Annotated in this window: 15 protein-coding genes; 3 read left to right on the top strand and 12 right to left on the bottom strand. The window is 59.7% G+C overall.

Annotated elements, in window-relative coordinates:
- The first annotated feature begins 230 nt into the window (after nucleotides 1-230).
- Nucleotides 231-1,250, top strand: coding sequence for an AbrB family transcriptional regulator (locus tag ACR0DO_RS18745; RefSeq protein ID WP_480560976.1), 1,020 nt, complete (start codon nucleotides 231-233; stop codon nucleotides 1,248-1,250).
- A gap of 378 nt (nucleotides 1,251-1,628) precedes the next feature.
- Here the strand turns inward: ACR0DO_RS18745 and ACR0DO_RS18740 are convergent, their stop codons facing one another.
- The 8 genes from ACR0DO_RS18740 to ACR0DO_RS18705 all read right to left on the bottom strand — a co-directional run bounded on the left by ACR0DO_RS18740 (nucleotide 1,629) and on the right by ACR0DO_RS18705 (nucleotide 11,357).
- Nucleotides 1,629-2,966: an adenylate/guanylate cyclase domain-containing protein gene (locus ACR0DO_RS18740; RefSeq protein WP_480560975.1), complete on the bottom strand. Its 1,338-nt coding sequence runs from the start codon at nucleotides 2,964-2,966 to the stop codon at nucleotides 1,629-1,631.
- Between the two features lie 425 nt (nucleotides 2,967-3,391).
- The gene (locus tag ACR0DO_RS18735) at nucleotides 3,392-4,375 is read right to left on the bottom strand and encodes a C45 family autoproteolytic acyltransferase/hydrolase (RefSeq protein ID WP_170674728.1); all 984 of its coding nucleotides are present in this window, start codon (nucleotides 4,373-4,375) and stop codon (nucleotides 3,392-3,394) included.
- An 8-nt stretch (nucleotides 4,376-4,383) separates the two neighbouring features.
- On the bottom strand, nucleotides 4,384-5,832 hold the full coding sequence (locus ACR0DO_RS18730; RefSeq protein ID WP_480560974.1) for a biotin carboxylase: 1,449 nt from the start codon (nucleotides 5,830-5,832) through the stop codon (nucleotides 4,384-4,386).
- Nucleotides 5,833-5,849: 17 nt separating this feature from the next.
- Nucleotides 5,850-8,582: an aminotransferase class I/II-fold pyridoxal phosphate-dependent enzyme gene (locus ACR0DO_RS18725; RefSeq protein ID WP_480560973.1), complete on the bottom strand. Its 2,733-nt coding sequence runs from the start codon at nucleotides 8,580-8,582 to the stop codon at nucleotides 5,850-5,852.
- Nucleotides 8,583-8,626: 44 nt separating this feature from the next.
- Nucleotides 8,627-9,595, bottom strand: coding sequence for a carbon-nitrogen hydrolase family protein (locus tag ACR0DO_RS18720; RefSeq protein ID WP_480560972.1), 969 nt, complete (start codon nucleotides 9,593-9,595; stop codon nucleotides 8,627-8,629).
- Nucleotides 9,596-9,718: 123 nt separating this feature from the next.
- On the bottom strand, nucleotides 9,719-10,060 hold the full coding sequence (locus tag ACR0DO_RS18715; protein WP_480560971.1) for a hypothetical protein: 342 nt from the start codon (nucleotides 10,058-10,060) through the stop codon (nucleotides 9,719-9,721).
- 70 nt (nucleotides 10,061-10,130) lie between these two features.
- Complete coding sequence (locus ACR0DO_RS18710) at nucleotides 10,131-10,652, bottom strand: VOC family protein (protein ID WP_480560970.1); 522 nt, start codon at nucleotides 10,650-10,652, stop codon at nucleotides 10,131-10,133.
- Between the two features lie 138 nt (nucleotides 10,653-10,790).
- Nucleotides 10,791-11,357 (bottom strand): cupin domain-containing protein, encoded by a 567-nt coding sequence (locus ACR0DO_RS18705; protein ID WP_170674640.1) that lies wholly within the window; start codon nucleotides 11,355-11,357, stop codon nucleotides 10,791-10,793.
- A 151-nt stretch (nucleotides 11,358-11,508) separates the two neighbouring features.
- Between ACR0DO_RS18705 and ACR0DO_RS18700 the strand changes: the two genes are divergently transcribed.
- Both ACR0DO_RS18700 and ACR0DO_RS18695 read left to right on the top strand, forming a co-directional pair.
- Nucleotides 11,509-12,786: a 4-aminobutyrate--2-oxoglutarate transaminase gene (locus tag ACR0DO_RS18700; RefSeq protein WP_170449054.1), complete on the top strand. Its 1,278-nt coding sequence runs from the start codon at nucleotides 11,509-11,511 to the stop codon at nucleotides 12,784-12,786.
- 2 nt (nucleotides 12,787-12,788) lie between these two features.
- A complete protein-coding gene (locus ACR0DO_RS18695) occupies nucleotides 12,789-14,264 on the top strand; it encodes an NAD-dependent succinate-semialdehyde dehydrogenase (protein WP_480560969.1) in 1,476 nt (491 codons plus the stop codon).
- A gap of 96 nt (nucleotides 14,265-14,360) precedes the next feature.
- On the opposite strand, the gene ACR0DO_RS18690 is transcribed toward ACR0DO_RS18695, so the two are convergent.
- From ACR0DO_RS18690 to ACR0DO_RS18675, 4 genes are all read right to left on the bottom strand, one after another.
- Complete coding sequence (locus ACR0DO_RS18690) at nucleotides 14,361-19,181, bottom strand: NAD-glutamate dehydrogenase (protein ID WP_480560968.1); 4,821 nt, start codon at nucleotides 19,179-19,181, stop codon at nucleotides 14,361-14,363.
- 212 nt (nucleotides 19,182-19,393) lie between these two features.
- Nucleotides 19,394-20,665, bottom strand: a complete 1,272-nt coding sequence (locus ACR0DO_RS18685; protein ID WP_480560967.1) for a type III PLP-dependent enzyme domain-containing protein — start codon at nucleotides 20,663-20,665, stop codon at nucleotides 19,394-19,396.
- An 88-nt stretch (nucleotides 20,666-20,753) separates the two neighbouring features.
- Nucleotides 20,754-22,502, bottom strand: coding sequence for a gamma-glutamyltransferase (gene ggt, locus ACR0DO_RS18680; protein WP_480560966.1), 1,749 nt, complete (start codon nucleotides 22,500-22,502; stop codon nucleotides 20,754-20,756).
- Nucleotides 22,503-22,581: 79 nt separating this feature from the next.
- Nucleotides 22,582-22,760, bottom strand: a 179-nt coding sequence (locus ACR0DO_RS18675; RefSeq protein WP_480560014.1) for a universal stress protein, incomplete at its 5' end; no start/stop codon positions are given.

The following is a 22,760-nucleotide window of genomic DNA, read 5'->3' as shown; positions in this document are numbered from 1 at the left end:
TGAAAATGCCGGTGACCTCTACGCCCAGTCGCAAGGCATCGCAGACCTGAGTTCGCTTGCAGCCCTCACACCGTTGTTTCGATGACATCACCTGGCTTGCAAGTATTCATTCCACCGCAGGTTAGAGGTTAACTGGCAGTTGGGGATGAAGCGGGAAACCGATCTCGCGTTCCCGAAGTCATGGTTTTGAAAGGCAGAAAGGTCATGAGAACGCCCGTGAAACACCAGCGATGACCGTCGTTCTGACCTTCGTAGTTGGCCTTGCTGGCGTGGCCGGGTTTCATGTTCTGCATCTGCCATTGCCCTGGTTGCTGGGTCCCATCTTTGCCTGTCTCACAGCCGCAGCGTTCGGGATGCGGCTGCGCGGGATCGCGGTTGTGAACAAAACCATGCGGACCATTCTGGGGGTTGCGGTTGGTGCAACCCTGACACCCTCGGTTCTGGCGAGTTTCCCATCCATGTGGTCCACATTGGCGATGATTCCGGTCAGCGTGATTTTGATCGGAGTGATCGGGGTACCCTATTTCCGGCGGGTCTGGGGCTATGACATGCCGACAGCTTATTATGCCGCGATGCCCGGCGGGCTTCAGGACATGCTGGTTTTCGGTGAAGAGGCTGGTGGCAACGTGCGGACCTTGTCCCTGATTCACGCAACCCGGGTTCTGCTGATCGTGACGGCTCTGCCGTTCATTCTTGAGATCATCTGGGATGTCGACCTCAGCAACCCACCCGGTGCACCCGCTGCGTCGATCCCGCCGCAGGAATTGCTGATCATGCTTTTCTGCGCCATTGCGGGCTGGCGCATCGCGGAACGGGTCGGGCTATTTGGCGCCTCAATTCTGGGTCCGATGATTGCGGCAGCGATTGCGGCCCTGACCGGGTTGCTGCATTTTCGCCCACCTGCCGAGGCAATCTGGCTGGCGCAGTTCTTCATCGGTCTGACCGTGGGTGCAAAATACTCGGGCGTGACGCGCGCCGAAGTTCAGCGTGACCTTGTGGCCGGGGCGGGTTTCTGCGTGGTCCTGATCGCATTGACCTTCGGATTGGTCGAGTTCGCGATTATCTTTGACCTCGCACCCGGCCGCGAGGCCTTGCTGGCCTTCGCACCGGGCGGTCAGGCCGAGATGGCAGTGCTGGCGTTGATTGTCGGTGCAGATGTAGCCTTCGTGGTCGCCCACCACGTGTTTCGTATGGTCCTTGTCATCCTCGGCGCGCCAATCGTGATGCGGCTGATTGATAGGTTTCATTGATCTGCAGCACCTGCCGAACGCAAAACCCTCATAGACAGGCGAGTACGTTTGCCGTTATTCAAACAAATATGCTTCGCTGAATAGGATGCTGCATCAGGTCCAACGGCAGAACGGTGCCTAACCAGGCTAACCCACTTTCGTTTTCGTGCGCTCTCAATGCATTTCAAACGGCAATCATCTTCGCTCTACCAGATAGCCGGCTGCAATCGCAGCATTGGTTGCCGACGCTCAATGACCGGTCTGGGCCGTCTGTGCTCAGGCTCAGCGAGGACACTGATCGGATGCTGCACAGTCGCCGAAGCCCGGAAAGAGCCCCAAAGCGAATGCTCCTTTTCTCGCGGCAAAGACAAGCAGGGCCGCGCCGGTGCATCGAGTTGTTTAATTCGCGGGGCTGACCGCGTGCAGTCGCCAAGTGTTTGGGACGCCTTTCAACTCGTGTTCACCGCAGTCTTGAAACTGGAACGGTGCACCAAGCATCAGTTGGCGGGTAAGATCGGAAGCCAGAACTTGTCCGTCCTTGGCTTGGCCCATCACGCGCGCGGCCACGACTACGCCAAGACCACTGATATCGTCGCCACGAATTTCAATCTCACCAGTATGCGCGCCGAAGCGTGCGTTTAAGTCAATTGCAGACAAGGCTTCTCGCACAGATCCAGCGCAGGCGAGCGCGCTGGTCGGGGAGTTGAACGTCGCCAGCACACCATCGCCGGTGAATTTCACAAGATGGCCGCCATGGCGGGAGATCTGGTTTGCGCAGATATCGTCGTGGCGGTTCATCAGGTCGCGCCAACTGTCATCACCGATCCGGGCTTGTTGCGAGGTGGAATCGACCAGATCTGAGAAAAGGACAGTGGCAAGGGTGCGTGTGGGTTGGTTCGTCACCGGGGCCGCGCCGGTTACGAACTCAATGATCGCGGCCGCATAGCTTTCCACATCACCTTCCCACGGCACATGCTCGTGGCCCGGTACGGTTTTGTATTCAGTCGAGGGCATCAAACGCAGAAAATCCCGGGCACAATCTGCCCCGTTCGCTTCTTCGGTTTCGCGATGAATGACCAATGTGGATTGGGAAATAGAAGGCAGCAATTCCCGGATATCGATCCACGCTGCCAATTCAAACAGGTTGGCAACTGTGATGGGAGTCGCGCTCATCCGTTGAAAATGCGCCCAGGCTTCCTGAGCCTCGGCATCGTCCTGACTTGGGCCGAATTCAGAAAATGGGTGAGGTTTGTAGGGCTTCCCCCAGTTTTCGCGAAACTGGGTCAATGCAATTTCAAGGCTTTCAGGTGTCAGATAGCCACGAGTTAAACGGCCTTGAGCGTACCCGCCGCAAAGGGCCAGGCGTTCAACGCGCTCGGGGCGCATCGCGGCATAGACACAGGCAAGTGAAGCACCTTCGGAGAAAGCAATGATCGTGGCTGAGGCCATGCCGGTGGCATCCATCACCGATTCAATATCCATCATGCGCTCTTCAAGGGTTGGTGTTCCCTGAATGCGGTCGGACATACCGTTTCCGCGCTTATCGAAAGTAACCAGCCTTCCAACCGAGCCGAGAGTCGTCATCCACTGCAGATAGCCCGGATGCTCCATAGACGCTTCCAGATGCGAGATCATGCCGGGGACCAACACGAGATCGCGCGGTCCATCGCCCCAAACCTGATAGGCGATGGAGAGGCCGTCGCTTTCGGTAAAAAGGGTCTCCACGTTGGCAGTCATGCTCCCCCCCCCCCCGTAGTTCTCCGGCCTATCCGCCGCCCGCAAGTTCACTACGGATCGCAGCGAAGCTGACGCGCAACCATATTGAGTTCCGAATGGGCTATAGGTCAACAATCTCTTTGGTTGAGCGCAACTGCGGCAACAGTGCGTGGGTCGATCCCGGATATTCTCAAATGCTTTGCACGCAACTACTGGCGCGGTGGATATCCGTGCAGTCGATTAACGGCGAGCTGTCCATCGACATATCCCTGGACCCGTCCAAGCGCGGGATCAGCGAGATGCTGATTTCGTCGCCAAGCTGCTCAAAAACTCTGCTGATTCCAACCTTAGGGGCAATGCGTTTGACCGACTCACCGATACAGTTGGGGATGTGCCCAAAAAAAGGATAGAACCAGCATCCTGCCTTAAGGACACCTGCAAGGTGTCTAGGAAAGTTCCTGCTCAGGTAGACGAATGCTGTATTCAATTTCATCAAAACTATTGAATGAAAGATCCCAGGTTGCTCCTGGCCACAATAATTCCAGTTGTTTTTTTGCTGGCCGGTAAACTGCTGTGTAAAGCGTTCCGAAACCCGATTTGAAAGCGGTTGAATACAATGGAGGGCGCAAGAACGCTTCGATGAACCGTTTCTCGCTTTCGGGGTGTTGGTTCAGGCGGTTCAGCAGGAAGCGTTCGCGTTCGACGGTCGCTGTGAACCGCGCGTGCTTGGACCATTCCACATGGCCCTGATGGTTCGTCGCCACCGGCACGTCCGAGATTTGCGGATGCCGATCGGGGGCGAGATATACCGTACTGTGGTTATATTTCGCGTCCAGAACGGTGACGTTGTAACTCATGTGGCAGGGGATGCGGCAGAGCGCATCAACTGCCTGGGCGGTGGTCTCGCAGGTCTGCAGCACATAGCGCAGGATCAAAGGTACGCCGAACCCGTCGCCCACCTCGCGCCGTCCGCCGAAGGTCAGGGAGACCGTGAGGCCCGCATCGTTGATACCGTCGAGCAGGCCCAGAATGCCGTCGCTCATCCCGATCACACCGCGCCCGTCCCAGCGGGTTTTCAGCACAGCGGCGTCGAAGGTTTTCGGGTGGTAGTCATAATTGCGCACCAGAAACGGCGCCTTGCCGCGCCAGATCGCCTGACTGCAACCCGACAGATATTTCGGCGGGCAGTAGAAGCTGAGAAACCGCGCCTGACTGTCGCTGCCGCCGACCAGTTCGACGACCTGTTCATACAGCGGCACAATCTCGGGCATGTGCTTTTGCAACGCGCGCAAACATTCGCGGTAGGTGGGGCGCGCCGAATACCCCTCTTTCGCCCACCATTTGCGGTAGGCGGGCCAGTATTCGGCAAACAGCCCGGCCAGCTTGGGACCGGGCTGTTCCTCGTCAAATGAGCGAAAAACAAGCGCCATGGGGCTTTCTACATGATTTTGAACGCGGGGTCTTCCATCGGCTGCGCCGCAGGCAGCGGCTCTGCTGCGTAGGCCGAAGTGATGCCGTGTATCCATTTCTTCGAGGTTTCGGTCAGCTTGAAGCCCTTGGTCATCGACCGGCCTCGGGTCACCAGAATGCCCAGATCGGCCCCTTCATAGCGGTAGTCGCCGACATTCGAAATGCGCAGGAAGAACGCCTCGTTCTCGCCCACTGCGCGGCGGTGATAGTCGAAGCGGTCGAACACCACGCGGCCATCTTCCAGCATCCTGTAGATGCCCGATTGCGGCGCCTGCGTGATGCGGTCGACGCTGTCATCGGTGTGCTTGATCACCATCTGCGACCAGCTGTCGATCATGTCCGGGTCGGCCCAGCGGGCGTTCAGTTCTTCGACATCCAGTTGGAAGGGCTTCTTTGAGAATTCGAGCAAGTGGAACAGGAACAAAGGCGCATCCGCATGGGCAAAAGCCGCGTGGTTGGTCATCGAACTGGCCCCGGTGATACGGGGGTTCAACTCACCCAGCCAAAGCTCTCCGGTCTTCTTGTCGATCAGAAAGTCGAGCTCGAAATAGCCGCGATAGCCGGATTTGCGGAGTTCCTCGCCAAACTGGAACGTCAATTGCCGCGCCTGCTCGCGGGCCTTGGGTGGGAATGCGGTCGAAAAGATTTCGTTGCCACACCAACCGCCGCGATAGGGGGTGAGTTCCTTGAAACCCACAAGCTCGGTCATCAGCGGGCCCACAATCGTGCCTTCGGATGTCGCACAGGCCTCGATCGCCGCGCCGCGACAATCGATCCGCTTCATGATCTTGATCTCGCCCTCGCCGACGATCTCGTCCTTGTGCTTGTTGAAATCCGCCTCGGACTTGATGAAGAACGTGGTGTGGCCGCTGTCGCCAAAGGCCGATTGCAGCACCAGATCGTGGCCCAGCCCGGCCTTGTCGCAGATTTTCTGCAGGTGATCATAGCTTTTGACCACACTCAGAGTGTTGGGCACCGAAGGCACACCCGCCTTGTTGCCAATACGGACCGTTTCGATCTTGTTATCGCATTTGGTGCGCAGCTTGGCTTTGGGGAACCACAGCTGACCGCCCAGTTCCTTGACCAGCTTCTCGGTCGTCTCGTCAAACATCAGGAACACAAACTTGGGTTTGCCGCCGCGCCGCTTGATCAGGTCGATGACCTCTTTGTGCTGCAGCAGATAGTTGTTGATGTCCTCGATCGATTGGAATTCGTCATGCGGCATCTCGGAAGGCACGAACACGTTCGGATGCCGCCCGTCAAAGCAATCCATGTAGCAGATATAGGTGAAATTCATCACCCATTCATCCAGCCCCAACAGGTTGAAATTGGTCGCCGACACGAAATAGATCGGGTCCTTGTTGGTGTGGAAATACCGGCGGATTTCCGAGATGTTCTTCAGCACCTTCTTTGGCATATGGTCCTCCCAGTCCCTTATGTTTTCTTGACTGATTTCAAAGCGTCTTCAGTGAAAATGCGCAGGCCCAGATCGGCGCGGAAACCGTGGATTTCCGACACGTCGAGCTCTTGCATGAATTTCAGAATCTCAGGGCTGATCACCTGCCCCGGCACCAGAATGGGAAAGCCCGGCGGATATGGGATCACAAAAGTGGCCGAGACCATTTCCTCGCCTGCTTCCAGCCGATCCAGCATGTTCTTGTCGGGCTCCACGTAATCGCAATTATCCTCGTCATAAGACAGGAAGAACGCGGTGCGGATATCACCGGCCTCGGTGCCGTCAACACAGCGGAACGCGTCGTGGAAGCGGCTGAAATCAGGCAGCGGTGGGACGTGTTCGCTGAGGTTCTTGACGCGTTTTTCGAAGGCGCGCTTTTCCATCTTGGACGCGTCGTCCATCAGATCGTCCAGTTCCTTGGCGATCTCGACCAGCACCTCGATCAGATAGGCGACCGAACTGCGCGTGGTGCCGATATTGGTCATGAACAGCACGGTATTGCGCGAGGTCTTGTTGATCTGGATGCCGTATTTATCCATCAGGATCTTGGTCTTGAACGTATCCCCGTCCCAGCCTGTCGCGCCCACATGCAGGGTGATGCGGGTGGCATCCAGAACGAATTCGTCCTTGGCCCAGCAATCCCAGACGTCTGCCCAGCCCTGATCAGGATCGAAATAGCTGGTCATGCCGCTTTCGCGGTATTCCTCGGGGATCATGTCGCCTGCGGTGACCAGCCGGAAGTATTTCCTGAGCAGCGGATGGGTCGTCACCGCCCGGCGGATCGCCATGGCGCTTTCGACCTGCCGTTGGACGAACTCATACCCTTCGATCTCGACCTGCCGACGCCCCACATCCAGCGAGGCGATGATCTGATAGTTGGGCGAGGTCGAAGTGTGGGTCATGTAGGCCTCGTGAAAGGCCTCTTCGACCGCGCCTTTGAACTGCTGGTCGTTGACGTGGATCATCGAGCCCTGCCGCAACGCAGTCAGCGTCTTGTGCGTCGATTGCGTGGCATAGACCCGCACCCGCGCGTCGGGCGGTGCGATCAGGCGGGTGTTCAGCAGGGTCTCGTCATCCGCGCCTTCCAGTTCGGCCTGCTGGGCGGCGTAAGCCTCGGCGTGCTCAGCGGTGCGGAACTTGTCGCGCAGCAGGTTGGCCGAGCGCATGGCGGTGCGCACGCGGGTGTTGGGGGCGAAACGGGCATAGCCGAACCAGGCCTCATCCCACAGGAATACAAGGTCTTTCTTGATCGCCAGACATTCCTGCATCACCCGCTGGACGTTGTAGACGATGCCGTCAAAGGTGCAGTTGGTCAGCAGCACCATACGCACCTGATCCAGCTTGCCCTCGGCCTTGAGGCTTAGCAGCTTATGCTTGATTTCGCGGATCGGCACCGCGCCGTACATCGAGTAGTCATGCAGCGGATAGCTGTCCATGTAGACAACGCTCGCGCCTGCCAGAACCATGCCGTAGTGGTGCGATTTGTGGCAGTCGCGGTCGACCAGAACGATGTCTCCGGGGCGCACCAGCGCCTGCACCACGATCTTGTTGCAGGTCGAGGTGCCGTTGGTGGCAAAGAAGGTCTGTTTTGAGCCGAAGGCGCGGGCGGCGGCCTCTTGCGCCTCTTTGATCGGGCCTTTGGGTTCCAGCAGCGAATCCAGCCCGCCCGAGGTGGCCGAGGTTTCGGCCATGAAGATGTTCGACCCGTAAAATGCCCCCATGTCCTGAATCCAGTGGCTGCGGCTGATCGACTTGCCGCGGCTGATCGGCATCGCGTGGAAAACGCCGGTGGGCTGCTTGGAGTATTCTTTCAGCGCGGTGAAGAACGGCGTTTTGTAGCGCCGTTGCACCCCGCGCAGGATGTTCAGGTGCAGTTCCAGAAAGTCTTCCTGATTATAGAACACCCGTCGGCACAGACCCAGATCAAGCCCCGCGATATCCTCGGCGGACCGGTCGGTGATCAGATAGGCATCCAACTCGGGCCGCAGCTTGCCGATGCGGCGGCAGGTTTCGGGGCCGTATTCCGAAGGCGACAGCGCATCCAGATCGGCCCCTTCGCCATAAAGGCTGACATAACGGCCCAGAACGTTGGTTTCGTTTCTGGATTTCAGGCTCAGGCCGGGACGGACGATGACGGCCTGCACATTCTGGTTGAACAGTACCCCGATCAGCGCGTCCTCGACACTGGGGACAACGACGGTCTCGTAGATGAACGGATCTTCGCTGCGGCGCATCCGTTGCAGGCTGGTTTGCAGGAACCTTTCCTGATGTTCGTTGACGTTGTCGACGATCATTACCTCGAAATAGGGCCGGCCTAAGGTGCGGGCCTCAAGGCTTTGGGCGGATTCGTCCTCGAACTCATCGCTTTCGGTTTCATCCGCGATCAGCGGGATCGAGCGACGGCGATACGCCCCCGAAGTCAGCGCCCGCGACACCCGGCGCACGGCAGTCGAGAAATCGGCGAAATTGCCGTGATCCAGCAACCGGCGCAAATAGTCGAAAGCAGATCCGCCCGGAAAGGCGAAGTACATCTCGATCGGGGCCAGCGCCTGAAGCAGCTGCCGCGCGCGGTCCCGGTCTTTGTCGTGGCCACCCTGATCCAGCGATTCCGCCGTTTCCCGCAGCGCGCTCCATCTGTCCGCCCTCAGTTGCGAGGCGCTGTAATAGTCCGAGATGGTGTGGAGCTTTTCGCTGTCGGATAAACCGTGCATGAAATCAATGTCCTTTCTGCCGATACCGAAATGCTGCGCTGGTATCAGTCTGTCCCTGAGCGCCCTTTGTAGAGATAGAGGTTATCGGGCTTTTTCGCGGCGTCTTCGCTGTATCCCAGCGCCGTTCTGGGGTCGGATGCGGCAACGCCTGCCACGTCGCCCTTCTGCGGAATGCGCAGCGGGCCAAGCGTGTGCAGATAGGCATCTGCACCGCTGTTACGGTCATAGACGGGGAAATCCGCCTCGCGGTCGCGGAAGCTTTTGAGGACCTGACCCAGACCTTTCAGCCCGACCTCGCGCTGGCGGCGGACCTGATCGAGGTCGATCTCGATGGGGAAGATATCTTCCTGTCCGGCAGACTGGTGCAGCACGGTGGCGGACGGATCGACCACCAGCGAACGGCCTACGCCGCCCGCGGCCAGCCCGTTCACATCGAACACGTAACACTGGAACTGCGCGGCGGTGGCTTTGGCGATCGACAGCTCGGCCTCGCGGTCGGTGGTGCCGGTCAGGACCGGGTGCAGCAGCACCTCGACCCCCTGACTGGTCAGGTGCCGCGTGGTTTCGGGGAACCAGATGTCATAGCAGATCGACAGGCCGAACCGGCCCACATCCGGTACATCAAAGATGCAGAAATCGGTGCCCGACGAGATACTCTGCTCATAGGGCTTGAACGGGAACATCTTCGAGTATTTCGAGACGATCTCACCATCCGGGTTGATGACCACAGACGTATTGAAAATCCGCCCGTCCTCGTGCTTTTCGAACATCGAGCCGGGGATCAGCCAGATGCCATAGCGCCGCGCCGCGTCCTGAAAGCGCGACAGGTCGTCATTGGGGAAAGGCTGGGCAAACCGGTCGAGCGGTCCATAGGGCGCCAGTTCGCTGAACAGGGCCATCTGGGTCCAGGGGAACCGCGCCATCATCACATCGATCCGGTGCAGCATCGCCTCGACATTCGAATGCATGGCGCCGACATGCATCTGGATTCCGGTTATCGCAAAGGGGGTCATTTTTCGTTTCTTCTCTTTTTTCTTGCCGATTGCGACTGCCGTGGTGATCCGGCGTTCTTCATCGGAACATAAAACCGCGTGTTCGCGCAAGCCCGCTGTCACCGGGCGGTTGAGTTATCCGGCCTATTCCTCGGCCAGGTCTTCGCCGGGCGTTTCCACAAAGTCGATATCGTTGCGCACCCAGAAGAACCGGAAGCCACAACTGCGCAGCCATTTCTCCAACCGGTCCAGACTGGACCATTCCCGGCGCAGGCCGCGCGTGGATTCGACCAGCGCCCACTGGCCATCGACCAGAAAGTAGACCGTCCAGGTGTTGGGATGCGCCGACTGATTGGCAAAACCGCCGCTGACCACCTCGCGCGCGGTGCGCACAGCGACCGGATAATCTCCGATACGGTTTTCGGCGGCAAGAATGGCCAGATCGTTCTGACGGATCGTGAAAGTGGGAAAGGGTGCGTCGTTCATGATTTGCCTGTTAAAGAACACACCCATTCCGGTACCCCACGATCCGCCTTCTGATCAACCTCTGACGGGATCACGCAGCCTCGGTCTGTTCAGCCGCCTCAGCGGCCTCAACCACGGCCTCAGCGTCCTGATCCTGAATCGCCTGAAACAGCGCCTTGCGGCGTTCGCTGATATCCTCGGATTTCAGGTTCTCGATCCGCGTCGCCAGCGTCCAGATATGGCCAAACGGGTCCGCAACGGTGGCGCAGCGCTCACCCCAATAGGTGTCGTTTGCGTCTGCAATCAGGGTCGCGCCATTGTCCAGAGCGGTCGCAAGTGCCGCGTCGGCGTCTTCGACATACATGTGATGGCCAACCGGAATGACAGTGCCCGGAACGGTCGGAACATGCGCGCCCCAGCCGGCGGTCACGAACAGCATCGAGTTGCCGATCTTGATGGCGGCAAAACCGGGGGCCTCTTCCGCGTCATAGGCCTGAATCGTTGCATCAAAGGCTTTTTCATAAAAGGCCAGCGCTGCAGGAACGTCTGCGACAGCAAGCGATGCGGTGCAGGTGCGATAGCCGCGGGGCAGGGTGGCAGGCTTCTTTTTCATAGCTCAAATCTCCGAATAGGGCGGGGGTCGCCCGTTGGAATATGCGGGAAAAGTCCCGCACTATGAATCATACTGTGGATCAACTTGGTGGATATTGCAACACTATGATGCATAGTGCTGGGATTTCCGCGCTGAAGGTCAGAATGTCGGTGGGGTACAGGCGCTGACGATGCGGCATTTTTCCGGGCCCACCTGCCGGAAGCGGTGCGGCGTGCGACTGTCAAAGTAATAGGCATCCCCCGGCCCCAGCACTTTGCGCTGATCACCCACCGTCACCTCGACCCTTCCCGAGATCACGATGCCGCCCTCTTCGGCCTCGTGCCCGTACATTACGCGGCCCGTGTCCGCGCCCAGATCATAGGTCTCCTGCAGGATCATCATCGCGCGGCCATAGAGGTTCGAGCCCACCTGCCGCAGCGACAGCCCGCCCTTACCGATCTCGGTCAGGTCCTCGGCGGCGTAGAACACGGTCTGTTCGCTTTCGATCTCGAAGGAAAAGAAATCGGACATGCTGATCGGAATGCCCTGCAAAATCCGCCGCAACGCCCCGACCGAAGGGTTCATCTTACCCGACTCGATCAGCGAGATCGTCGAGTTCGGCACATCCGACTTCTTGGCCAGCGCCCGCTGCGACAGGCCCGCGCGTTCTCGCAGGGTCCGCAAGCGCAATCCAAGGGTCAGATCATCCTGATTGGCGTTCTTCATGTTCACTATCCGCATCACTTGAGGGGTGCCGAGACCGTAAATCAAGGGGTTATGATTCACAAGAAACAGGCTTTCGTTCGGGGCTGTGGGCACTACAGTCACGCGGTCAGATTTGCGGGCGCGCACGCCCGGTAACCCGAAAGGACGCAAGATGCTGAATGCTCAGATTGCTGAACGCCGCAACACCTCGATCGCGCAGGGCGTGGGGATGCAGACACAGGTCTATGTGGACCGCGCCGCGAACTCCGAGGTGTGGGACGTCGAGGGCAAGCGCTATATCGATTTCGCCGCTGGCATCGCCGTTGTGAATACCGGGCATTGCCACCCTAAGGTGATGGAGGCGGTCACGACGCAGGCCGCGAACTTCACCCATACCTGCCATCAGGTTCTGCCCTATGAAAATTACATCCGTCTGGCCGAGCGCCTGAACGAGAAGGTGCCCGGCGATTTCACAAAGAAGACCGTCTTTGTGACCACCGGTGCCGAAGCGGTTGAGAACGCCGTCAAGATCGCCCGCGCGGCCACCGGCCGCCCTGCCGTGATCGCCTTTGGCGGTGGTTTCCACGGCCGCACCTTCATGGGCATGTCCCTGACCGGCAAGGTGCAGCCTTACAAAGCAGGCTTTGGTGCGATGATGCCCGACACCTATCACGTGCCCTTCCCCGTCGAACTGCACGGCACCTCGACCGAGGATTCGCTGGGTGCGCTGACCAAGCTGTTCAAGGCCGATCTGGACCCGGGCCGCGTGGCCGCCATCATCATCGAGCCGGTTCAAGGCGAAGGCGGCTTCTACCCCGCCCCTGCCGAACTGATGCGCGGGTTGCGCGCGCTGTGTGACGAACATGGCATCGTTCTGATTGCTGACGAAGTGCAGACAGGTTTCGCCCGCACCGGCAACCTGTTTGCGATGGATGCCTATGACGTGGCCGCCGACATCACCACCATGGCCAAAGGTCTGGCGGGCGGTCTGCCTCTGGCCGCTGTCACCGGTCGCGCCGACCTGATGGACGCCGCACAACCCGGCGGTCTGGGTGGCACCTATGGCGGCAACCCTCTGGGCATCGCTGCGGCCCATGCGGTGATGGATGTGATCGAAGAAGAAGACCTGTGCGCCCGCGCCAACGAGATGGGCTCGCGTCTGAAACAGCGTCTGGAATCGATCCGCGCCCGCACGCCCGAAATCGTCGACATCCGCGGCCCCGGCTTCATGATCGCCGCCGAGTTCAACACCACCGATGGCAGCGCCCCGAACCCCGAGATGGCCAATGCCGTGCGCGCCGAGGCGCTCAAGCGCGGATTGATCCTGCTGACCTGTGGCGTATATGGGAACGTAATCCGTTTCCTCGCGCCGCTGACGGTGCAGGACGAGATCTTCGCCGAGGCGATGGATATCCTCGAAGCCTCGGTCGACGCTGCCAAAGGAGCCTGAACATGCTGGATACCAAAGTGACCAAGCTGGAGCTGAAAGATCCCAGCCTTCTGGAAACCCGCGCCTATATCAACGGCGCATGGGTCGAAGGCGAAGCGACCTTCCCGGTCCACAACCCCGCCACGGGCGATCTGATCGCCAACGTGACCGATGTCAGCATCGAGGGCACCGCGCAGACCATTGATGCGGCTTACGCGGCCAAGAAAGACTGGGCCGCACACACCGGCAAGGAACGCGGCGCGATCCTGCGCAAGTGGTTCGATCTGATGGTGGAAAACGCCGACGATCTGGCCACCATCCTGACCGCCGAGATGGGCAAACCCTGGGCCGAGGCGCGCGGGGAAATCCTGTACGGTGCGTCTTTCATCGAGTGGTTCTCGGAAGAGGCCAAGCGCATTTACGGCGACGTCATCCCCGGCCACCAGCGCGACAAACGCATCGTGGTGCTGAAACAGCCGGTGGGCGTGGTCGGTTCGATCACACCATGGAACTTCCCCAACGCGATGATTGCGCGCAAAGTCGGCCCCGCGCTGGCGGTGGGCTGTACCTTTGTGGCACGGCCCGCAACTCTGACGCCGCTGTCGGCGCTGGCGATGGCCGTGCTGGGGGAACGTGCGGGCATCCCGGCGGGTGTGTTCAACGTGATCCCCGGCACTGACAGTTCCGGCGTGGGCAATGAGCTTTGCACCAATGACAAGGTTGCCAAGATCACCTTCACCGGCTCCACCCGCGTGGGCCAGATTCTGATGCGTCAGGCAGCGGGCACCATCAAGAAGATGAGCCTCGAACTAGGCGGCAACGCGCCGTTCATCGTCTTTGACGACGCTGATGTAGATGCCGCCGTGGACGGCGCCATGATCGCCAAGTTCCGCAACAACGGCCAGACCTGCGTTTGTGCCAACCGCATCTATGTGCAGGCGGGCGTTTATGACGAATTCGCCGCCAAGCTGGCCGAGAAGACCAAGGCGCTGAACGTCGGAGACGGCTTCGGCGACGGTGTGACCACCGGCCCGCTGATCAACGACGCAGCGGTTGCCAAGGTCGAGGAGCATATCTCGGACGCGGTTTCCAAAGGCGCCAAGGTCACACTGGGCGGCAAGCGGTCCGATCTGGGCGGCACGTTCTTCGAGCCCACCGTTCTGACCGGGGTGACAAGCGACATGGTTGTGGCAAAGGATGAAACCTTCGGCCCCGTCGCGCCCCTGTTCAAGTTCGAAGACGAGGACGACGTGGTCGCCATGGCCAATGACAGTGAATTCGGTCTGGCCTCGTATTTCTACAGCCGTGATCTGGCGCGCGTCTGGCGCGTGGCCGAAGGGCTGGAGTCGGGCATGGTCGGCATCAACACGGGCCTGATCTCGACCGAGGTCGCGCCCTTTGGCGGCGTCAAACAGTCCGGCCTGGGCCGTGAAGGCTCGAAATATGGCACCGAGGACTTCCTCGAGATCAAATATCTCTGCATGGGCGAGATTTCCTGATCCCCCGACGCCCGGCTTCGGCCAATGGCGTCAACCCAAGGACCGGGCTTCGCACAAGCCCGGTCCTTTTTTGTCTGGTCTCGGGCAGACCCGAACTCAGGTCGCCAGCAACGCGAAATGCGAGGACGCAACCGCCAGCTTGGACACGCTCAGCGCGCCACCTGAGCGCAGTTCGGCAATCAGCCGGTCCGTGCGTTGCACCAAATCCCCGTTCTGATCCACCCAATGGGCAACACTTTCCTGGCCGGAATTCGCCCCGGACAGCACCAGCGCAGCGGCAGCAATGTTGGACTGATGCACCCGGATATCCGACATCAGACGGGCAAGCGCGACCCGTTCCCAATGATCGCCAACGGCAACGCTTCTGGCACGCGACCGCAACCAGTCGAGGCTGAACCGGGCCCCGGTTGCGAAATAGCTGGCAGCCACATCGCGTACCTCAAGCTGCAAGCGTTCCGAGACATCAAAGATGTCCATCGCGCCGCCCAACAGCTCAAGCGTCGCAACTTTCGAGGCCAGATCGTCCGGAGTGCCCTTTTTCAGCAACTCATCCGTCCGCTGCTTGAGGCGTTCCAGCGAAAACGCGCTGACCGTTGCTTCGGCCACCGACGCGATTTCGGCGATGCCCGGCTGATAGACCGCAATTGCATCGCCAATCGAACGGACATTGTTCTTGATCAGCCGCTGGCACTGGGCGGCAAGCATTTCCGACAGCGCGCGGTGAATTTCGATCTGCACATCTGCCGCAAGCTTGTTGTCCAGCGCGTTGACCTCGGCGGCGGTTTCGGCAAGGCCGAAAATCTCGCGGTCGATGATGAATGCCTTGACGATTTCGCCCACGGTCGCGCCGGTATCTTCGCGCAGGCGCGCGCAGAAAGTCGGGCCGATTTCGTTGACCAGCATATTGACGACCACGGTCGCGATGATCTCGCGCCGCAGGCGGTGGTTGCGCAGAACCTCAGGATGTGCCGTTCGCAGTGGGGTCGGCATATATTCGATCAGGAACCGTTCCATATACGGGTCGTCAAGCACATCCGACTTCACCAGATCCGAGAAGATGTCGTTCTTGGCATAGGCGACAAGCACGGCGATCTCTGGCCGGGTCAGGCCCCGACCGGCGGCGCGGCGTTCGGCGATTTCTTCCTCATCGGGCAGATACTCGACCGCGCGGTCCAGCTTGCCTTCGGCCTCCAGCCCCTCCATGAACCGGACATGGTTGTCGAGCAGCGCCGGGGCAGCGGCCTCATCCAGCGAGATTGCGAGGGTCTGGTGATAATTGGTCTTCAGCACCAGCTCGCTGACCTCGTCGGTCATCTCGGCCAGCAGCGTGTTGCGCTGCTTTTCTGTCATGTCGCCTGCATCGACGACGGCACCAAGGGCAATCTTGATATTGACCTCATGGTCCGAACAATCCACCCCGGCCGAGTTGTCGACAGCGTCGTTGTTGATCTTGACGCCACCCTGAGCCAGCTGAATACGGCCCATTTGGCTAACGCCAAGATTGGCGCCCTCGCCGATCACCCGCACCCGTACTTCGTTGGCGTTGACCCGGATCTGGTCGTTGGCCCGATCGCCGGTATCGGCGTGGGATTCAGCGGCACTTTTGATATAGGTGCCGATCCCGCCGAACCACATCAGGTCGGCCTGCGATTTCAGCAAGGCACGGATCAGTTCAAACGGAGTGACAGTTTTGTCGTCCAGCCCAGTCAGCTTTCTGATCTCGGGCGTCAGCTTGATAGACTTGGACGACCGCGAGAATACACCGCCGCCTTTTGAGATCAGCTTGGAATCATAGGATTCCCAGCTCGAACGCGGCAGTTCGAACAACCGCTTGCGCTCGGCAAAGCTGATCGCCGGGTCGGGGGTCGGGTCGATGAAAATGTCGCGGTGGTCGAAAGCGGCGACCAGTTTGATCTGGTCCGACAACAGCATCCCGTTGCCGAACACATCCCCCGACATGTCCCCACAGCCGATGACCGTAAAGGGCTGCGTCTGGGTGTCGTGATCCAACTCGCGGAAATGGCGCTTCACGGCCTCCCATCCGCCTTTGGCGGTGATCCCCATGCCCTTGTGGTCATATCCGTTCGAGCCGCCCGAGGCGAAGGCGTCGCCCAGCCAGAACCCGTATTCCGTGGCCAACGCGTTGGCATAGTCTGAAAACGTCGCCGTTCCCTTGTCGGCGGCGACAACCAAATAGGGGTCGTCGGGATCGCGGCGCACAACGGCGTTGGGCGGGATGATATCGGAACCCGAAATATTGTCGGTGATGTCCAGCATGCCGGACAGGAAAATCCGGTAACAGCGCACCGCCTCGGCCATCACCTCTTCGCGGGTGCCACCGGCGGGCAGGGTCTTGGGCAGGAACCCGCCCTTCGAGCCGACCGGCACGATAACCGCATTCTTGACCTGCTGCGCCTTTACCAGCCCCAGCACCTCGGTCCGGTAATCTTCCTTGCGGTCGGACCAGCGCAATCCGCCGCGCGCCACCGAGCCATAGCGCAAATGCACCCCTTCGACCGAGGTCGAGTAGACAAAAATCTCGCGCCACGGGCGCGGCAGCGGCAGTTCGTCCAGTTTGGAACAATCGAACTTGAACGACATGTAAGATTTGTCGCGACCATCAGCATCGGGTTGGAAATAGTTGGTGCGCAGCGTCGCCTGCATCGCGTTACGGAACCGGCGCAGGATCTGGTCGAAGTCGAGGCTTGCGACCTGCTCCAGCATGCTTTCGATATCTGCGGCGATCTCGTCTGTCGCCTTGTCCCGCGCGTCGGCATCGGCCGAAACATCCGGATCAAACAGGGCCTGAAACAGGTTCACCAGCTTGCGCGCAATGTCGGGATTGGCGATCAGGGCGTCCTGCATATAGGGCACCGAGTACGGAATCCGTGCCTGACGCAGGTATCCGCCATAGGCCCGCAACAGCGCAGTTTCACGGATCGACAGACCGGCAACCAGCACCAGCCGGTTCAGTGGATCGTCATCAGCATTTCCGGCCCAGAGCGACGAGAAGGCCTCCTCAAGATTGCTGCGGACGGCAGTGACGTCGATACCCTGCCCGTCCGACGACTGCATATGAAAGTCGTGAATCCAGATGGTTTCGTCACCTCGGTCAATCCGGAACGGATGCTCGGCCAGAATGCGAAACCCGAGGTTTTCGAGGATCGGAAGACAATCAGACAGCGGCACGGATGGCCCGCGCTTATACAGTTTGAAACGCACGCTGTGCTCGGGGTCTTCCAGCCTGCGGTAGAACTTCAGCACCAGGTCGGTTTCACCGGTCAACTGCTCCATCTTGTCAATGTCGGACACGGCCGAGACGGCCTGAAACTCGTCCCGATAGGACACCGCAAACCCATCGCTGTAGAGCGCATGCAGCCTGTTGCCTTTGGATTCGCCCTTGCGTTCAACCAGCGCGTCATGAAGGTGATCGCCCCAGCTGCGCACCGCGTCGATGATCCGCGCCTCGAGCGCGGCGGCCTCTTCCTTCGAGGCGACCTTGCCGCTGAGCGCGATGACGTAATGCACCCGTGCCAGAACCTCGTCAAAGGCGGGTTCCCATGTGGCCACACGGCCTTCGAACTCTTCTGCGAGAATGTCGCCGATCTTGGTCCGCAACTCGGTATTATAGCGCTCGCGCGGGACGTAGACGAGGCAGGACACGAACCGCCCGAACCGGTCCGGGCGCAGCAACAGCCGCGATCTTGGACGGATGGTCAGGTGCAGCGCGTTGATGGCGTTTTCGAACATCTGGTCATCAGAACTCTGAAACAGCTCGTCACGCGGGTAGGTCCCCAACACATGCGTCAGGGCTTTGCCGTCGTGGCTGTCCGGGGTAAAGCCGGAGCGTTCGATGACGCGTTCGACCTTTTGCCGCAGCAGGGGAATCGACTTGGGGCTGCGGTTATAGGCAGCGGCGGTAAAATGCCCGATGAACACATGCTCACCGGTCTGTTTTCCTTTCCCGTCGAACTGCTTGACCCCGATCAGATCAAAATGAGTCGCGCGGTGAACGGTCGAGCGGCGGTTCGCCTTGATGATCATCAGCGGGGAGATGTCGCTGGCAAAGGCATCCATCTCGGGCGAGCGGTCGGTGAAATCGCCATTCAGGTCGCGCAGCACGGTAAAGTCCGGATCGCGCATCAGGCCAAGCGCACTCTTGCCGACCTGACGCATTGCGCCGGTCTTTCCGTCGGCCGCATATTCGCGGTATCCCAGAAAGGTGAAGTGGTTTTGCGCCAGCCAGTCCAGGAATTCGACAACCTCAGCCGTGACTGCCTTGGATTTCTTGGGGGCATTGCCTTTTAGCATCTCGTTCACGGCGCCCAGACGCTCCATGATGGGCTGCCAATCCTCGACCGAAACGCGCACATCCTTCATGATCTGGGCGACCTCGGCCTCAAGCCGATCAATCTGCGCCTGATCCCCGATCTGGTCGATCTGAACCTGAATCATCGACTCGACCATACATTTGGCATCGGATGCGCCGGGCGCACCGACCCGTGTGCCGTCGGAGGCCCGTTTGACCCGCAGGAGCGGGTGGATCAGGGAGTGGATCGATAAGCCCTGCCCGGCCAGGAAAGATGTGACCGAGTCGACAAGGAACGGCATGTCGTCATTGACGATTTCCAGAACGGTGTGGGCGCATTCCCACCCATGTTCCGCCATGCGAGGGTTGTACATCCGCACGCGCGCCTCGCCCGATGGTTTATGCGCCGCAAATTTCCACAGCGCCAGGGACGCGCCATAAACCTCTTCCGCTGTCCGGCCCTGCAGGTCTTCGAACGATGATCGGCCATACAGCAAATCCAGTGCGGTCAGGAAATCGTCGCAGTCCGTTTTGTCCAACCGCGCCGAAGCGATGGCGCGAACTTCGTCCAGCAATTGATCGAAAGCGGGGTTTTCAGTTTTTGTCATTGCACTCTCCCAGCGGCGGCTGGCCGCCATTCAATTTCTGTTGGCGGTCGGATCCTGAACAGAATCGTCCGCCTGATGTCGATACACGTTCTCACACTGACGGTACCTGCGAAATCCGATTCCCTGACGCGATCGGCCACCTTTGTTTCAATGTATCAAAGATAAACCGAATTGATCGCCAAGGTCTTTGCGCACACGGACCGTCAGCCGCGCTACGACATATTCGAAACCACCTCGCTAAGCGTCTCTGCCCTGCGGATCAGTTCGATCGACAACCCGTCGGACTTGCTGCTGACGCCATATACAGCGATGCGGGGCAGGCTGTTATAGTCGAAATGGTTGCTGAAATAGTACGCACCGGTGTCATAGATCGCCACATAATCATTGGGGTCAAGACGGGGGATCAGCACCTCTTTGGCCACCAGATCGGCGGCGAAACAGCAGGGTCCGGCCACGTCGGTATGCACTTTGTCTTCGGTTTTCAGTTCTCCATCGGGTGTGAAACCTTCGACCCGAATGGGCCATGCGGCAGGCAGGAACGCCGTGCGCGTCATGATCTGCGCGCCGGCATGGGTGGTTGCGATGTGCCGCCCTCCGGCGTTCTTGGTGTATTCCACGCGGGTCGCCATGAACCCGTTCTTGGCGGCAATCGCGCGGCCAAATTCGGTTTTCACCGTGTATTTCCCGGTGAACAGCAGCGGCACGTGCTGGCGCAGCACCTCGGCATACTCGGCAAAGGTCGGCTTGACCTCGGGCGAGGCAAAGTTGACCGGCAACCCACCCCCGATATCCAGCCGGGTGATCTGCTGTTCGCCCTTGCGCGCATTGATCTCTTCGGCCACAGCGACCAGTTCGCCGATCCCCTGCGCCATCAGTTCCAGCGGGCAGCCCTGCGATCCGGCATGAGTGTGGATCGAGGTCAGCCACGGATATTTCAGGTAATAATCGATCAGCTTTTCGCGGTTGCCCTCATCCCCGATGGGATAGCCGAATTTCGAGGTATTGGTCGCCGTGCTGGTCGAGGAAATCGCACCCGAGCCGATCTGGGGGTTGATCCGGAAGCCGATAATGGCCTCGGAATTGGGATAATCCTCGATCAGCGTGGCCACCCGCTCCAGTTCCTGTTCATTGTCCAGATTGAACGCGATAGAATGCTTCAGGCACTGCCGCAGGTCGTCCATCGTCTTGGCTGGGGAATCGAAGATGATCTTGCGAATGTCGAACCCGGCCGATTGCGCCATGGTCAGCTCTCCGGGGCTGGCAACCTCAGCCCCGATGCCGCAATGAGAGATTTTCATCAGCACATGGCGCAGTGAGTTCGCCTTGACCGCGAAGGTGTGCTGGAAATTATCAGGGAACGCGGCGATCAGATCGTCAATGGATTTGGCCAGACCATCCAGATCCATGAAGCCCAGCACAGTGCTTTCGCTGTCCAGAAGCCGGTCTTCAATGGCGCGTTGCAGGATCAGATGTTCTCGGTTCATTGGGACGGCTCCGGAATGTGGTGTTAATTCTATTTGCTGAAATGAAAGCGGCGGCCCAACCGAGCCGCCGCGATCCGGTTCTGTGAGGTTACTGCCCCAGAGCCACGCCTTCGCGGCGGGGGTCGGCGGCACCGATCAATTGACCATCCTTGATCAGGATCGCATGCAGACCCGAGTTCAGGTCGGCAGCCTTGACCTCATGCCCCTTCGCGGCCAGCGCGTCGAGGAAATCGGCAGCGGCGGTTTCCTGTTCCACCTCCATGCTCGATCCATTGCGGTGCACGAAGTGCCCCGTTTCGATGGCGTCCTGCGGGTCCATGTCCCAGTCGAGGACCGCGATGATGGTCTTGGCCACATAGTTGATGATGCGGCTGCCACCGGGTGAGCCGATCAGCAGATAAGGCTCGCCATCCTTCATCACGATGGTCGGCGACATCGAGCTGCGCGGACGCTTGCCGCCCTCGACCCTGTTGGCCACCCAGCGGTCACCATCCTTGGGCGCGCGGTCAAAGTCGGTCAGCTCATTGTTCAGCAGGAAGCCCCGCACAAAGACACGGCTGCCAAAGAAGGTCTCGATGGTTGTGGTCATCGACAGGGCGTTGCCATACTGGTCGCGGATCACGATATGGCTGGTGCCGGGGCGATCGGGGTTCTGCGACGGCGCAAACAGCGCGGTGTGATCGCGCGGCGGCTCACCGGCCGAGCGCTTTTCACTGGCCGCTGCCGGGTCGATCATTTCCGAACGCAGTTTCAGGTAGTCCTTGTCCAGCAGACCTTTGACCGGGACGTCGACGAAGTCGCTGTCGGCCATATAAAGCGCACGGTCGGCATAGGCCAGCTTGGCGGCTTCGGCGTACAGATGCGCCAGTTCGGCGTTCCAGCCAGTACCCTTGAGATCAAAGTTGTTCAGGATACCCAGAATCTGCCCGACGGTCAGACCGCCCGAGGTCGGCGGGCCCATGCCGCAGACGTCATAGCCGCGATAATCGGCGCAGACGGCCGGACGGACCTTGACGCGATAGGCGGCCATGTCCTCCAGCGTGATGTTGTTTTCCACCTTCGACGTGGAATCCACCGCAGCGACGATATCTTCGGCAATCGGACCGTGATAGAAGGCATTCGCGCCTTGATCGGCCAGAATACGCAGGGTCTCGGCGAAATCTGGGTTCTTCAGCAGGGTGCCTTCAGCCAGCGGGCTGCCATCTTCGTTGAAGAAATATTCCTTGGCGCCGGGGAAGACGTCCAGATAGCGTTCGCGGTCGATGGTCGACTGGATCGAGTTCGCCATGCGCGGCGAAACTTCAAACCCGTTCTCGGCCTGTTCGATGGTCGACTGGAACAGCGAGGCCCAGTCTTTCTTGCCATAAAGGTTATGGGTCACCTCCATCAGACGCAGAATGCCGGGCACACCGACAGCCTGCCCGCCCGAGATCGCCTCGGCAAAGGGGATCTTCTCGCCTTCGGCATTCAGGAACCGCTCTGGTTTCGCCTTGGCTGGAGCCTTTTCGCGCGCGTCAAAGGTGTTCAGGGTTTCGGATTCCGCGTCCCAGTACAGCAGGAACGCACCACCGCCTATGCCGGACGACTGCGGCTCGACCAGGTTCAGCATCAGCTGCACGGCGATCATCGCATCTGCCGCGGTACCGCCCGCGGCCAGCACATCATAGCCCGCCTTGGCGGCAATCGGGTTGGCAGCAGAGACCATGAACTCGGTGCCCGTGACCGAATCTTTGTCCTCCCAGCCATACCCATATTCTGGCGCGGGGTCCTGCGCACTGGCCGTGCCCGCAATGACCCCAAGGGCCACCGCTGCACTCGTTCTCAAAAATGTCCTCATCAGTTAATCCTCCCGGTGATGATTGACGGTTTATCGGTTTGTTCTGCTCTTGTGGTTTCCTGCTGCACCAGACCCTGATCTATCTGACCACGTAGACCGAGACGGTTGAGTGTCTTACGACGCGGGCTGCGTTTGGGCCTAGGAGGTAGTCTTTGAGGTCTGGTTTATGGGCGCCGATGACGATGAGGTCGCTGCCCGCTTCCTTGGCGGTGTGCAGAATCTCCTGATAGGCGGTGCCGGTGGCGACGACGTGGCGGA

It is taken from the genome of Ruegeria sp. AM9 (genome assembly GCF_056540565.1).
The sequence above is the reverse complement of the archived record's forward strand: the minus strand, read 5'-3'. Positions and strand labels throughout refer to the sequence as shown.

Excerpts from the sequence above, each read along its gene's own strand:
- ACR0DO_RS18745 (WP_480560976.1), top strand. The coding sequence starts at position 231 with ATGACCGTCGTTCTGACCTTCGTAGTTGGCCTTGCTGGCGTGGCCGGG.
- ACR0DO_RS18740 (WP_480560975.1), bottom strand. The coding sequence starts at position 2,966 with ATGACTGCCAACGTGGAGACCCTTTTTACCGAAAGCGACGGCCTCTCC.
- ACR0DO_RS18735 (WP_170674728.1), bottom strand. The coding sequence starts at position 4,375 with ATGGCGCTTGTTTTTCGCTCATTTGACGAGGAACAGCCCGGTCCCAAG.
- ACR0DO_RS18730 (WP_480560974.1), bottom strand. The coding sequence starts at position 5,832 with ATGCCAAAGAAGGTGCTGAAGAACATCTCGGAAATCCGCCGGTATTTC.
- ACR0DO_RS18725 (WP_480560973.1), bottom strand. The coding sequence starts at position 8,582 with ATGCACGGTTTATCCGACAGCGAAAAGCTCCACACCATCTCGGACTAT.
- ACR0DO_RS18720 (WP_480560972.1), bottom strand. The coding sequence starts at position 9,595 with ATGACCCCCTTTGCGATAACCGGAATCCAGATGCATGTCGGCGCCATG.
- ACR0DO_RS18715 (WP_480560971.1), bottom strand. The coding sequence starts at position 10,060 with ATGAACGACGCACCCTTTCCCACTTTCACGATCCGTCAGAACGATCTG.
- ACR0DO_RS18710 (WP_480560970.1), bottom strand. The coding sequence starts at position 10,652 with ATGAAAAAGAAGCCTGCCACCCTGCCCCGCGGCTATCGCACCTGCACC.
- ACR0DO_RS18705 (WP_170674640.1), bottom strand. The coding sequence starts at position 11,357 with ATGAAGAACGCCAATCAGGATGATCTGACCCTTGGATTGCGCTTGCGG.
- ACR0DO_RS18700 (WP_170449054.1), top strand. The coding sequence starts at position 11,509 with ATGCTGAATGCTCAGATTGCTGAACGCCGCAACACCTCGATCGCGCAG.
- ACR0DO_RS18695 (WP_480560969.1), top strand. The coding sequence starts at position 12,789 with ATGCTGGATACCAAAGTGACCAAGCTGGAGCTGAAAGATCCCAGCCTT.
- ACR0DO_RS18690 (WP_480560968.1), bottom strand. The coding sequence starts at position 19,181 with ATGACAAAAACTGAAAACCCCGCTTTCGATCAATTGCTGGACGAAGTT.
- ACR0DO_RS18685 (WP_480560967.1), bottom strand. The coding sequence starts at position 20,665 with ATGAACCGAGAACATCTGATCCTGCAACGCGCCATTGAAGACCGGCTT.
- ggt (WP_480560966.1), bottom strand. The coding sequence starts at position 22,502 with ATGAGGACATTTTTGAGAACGAGTGCAGCGGTGGCCCTTGGGGTCATT.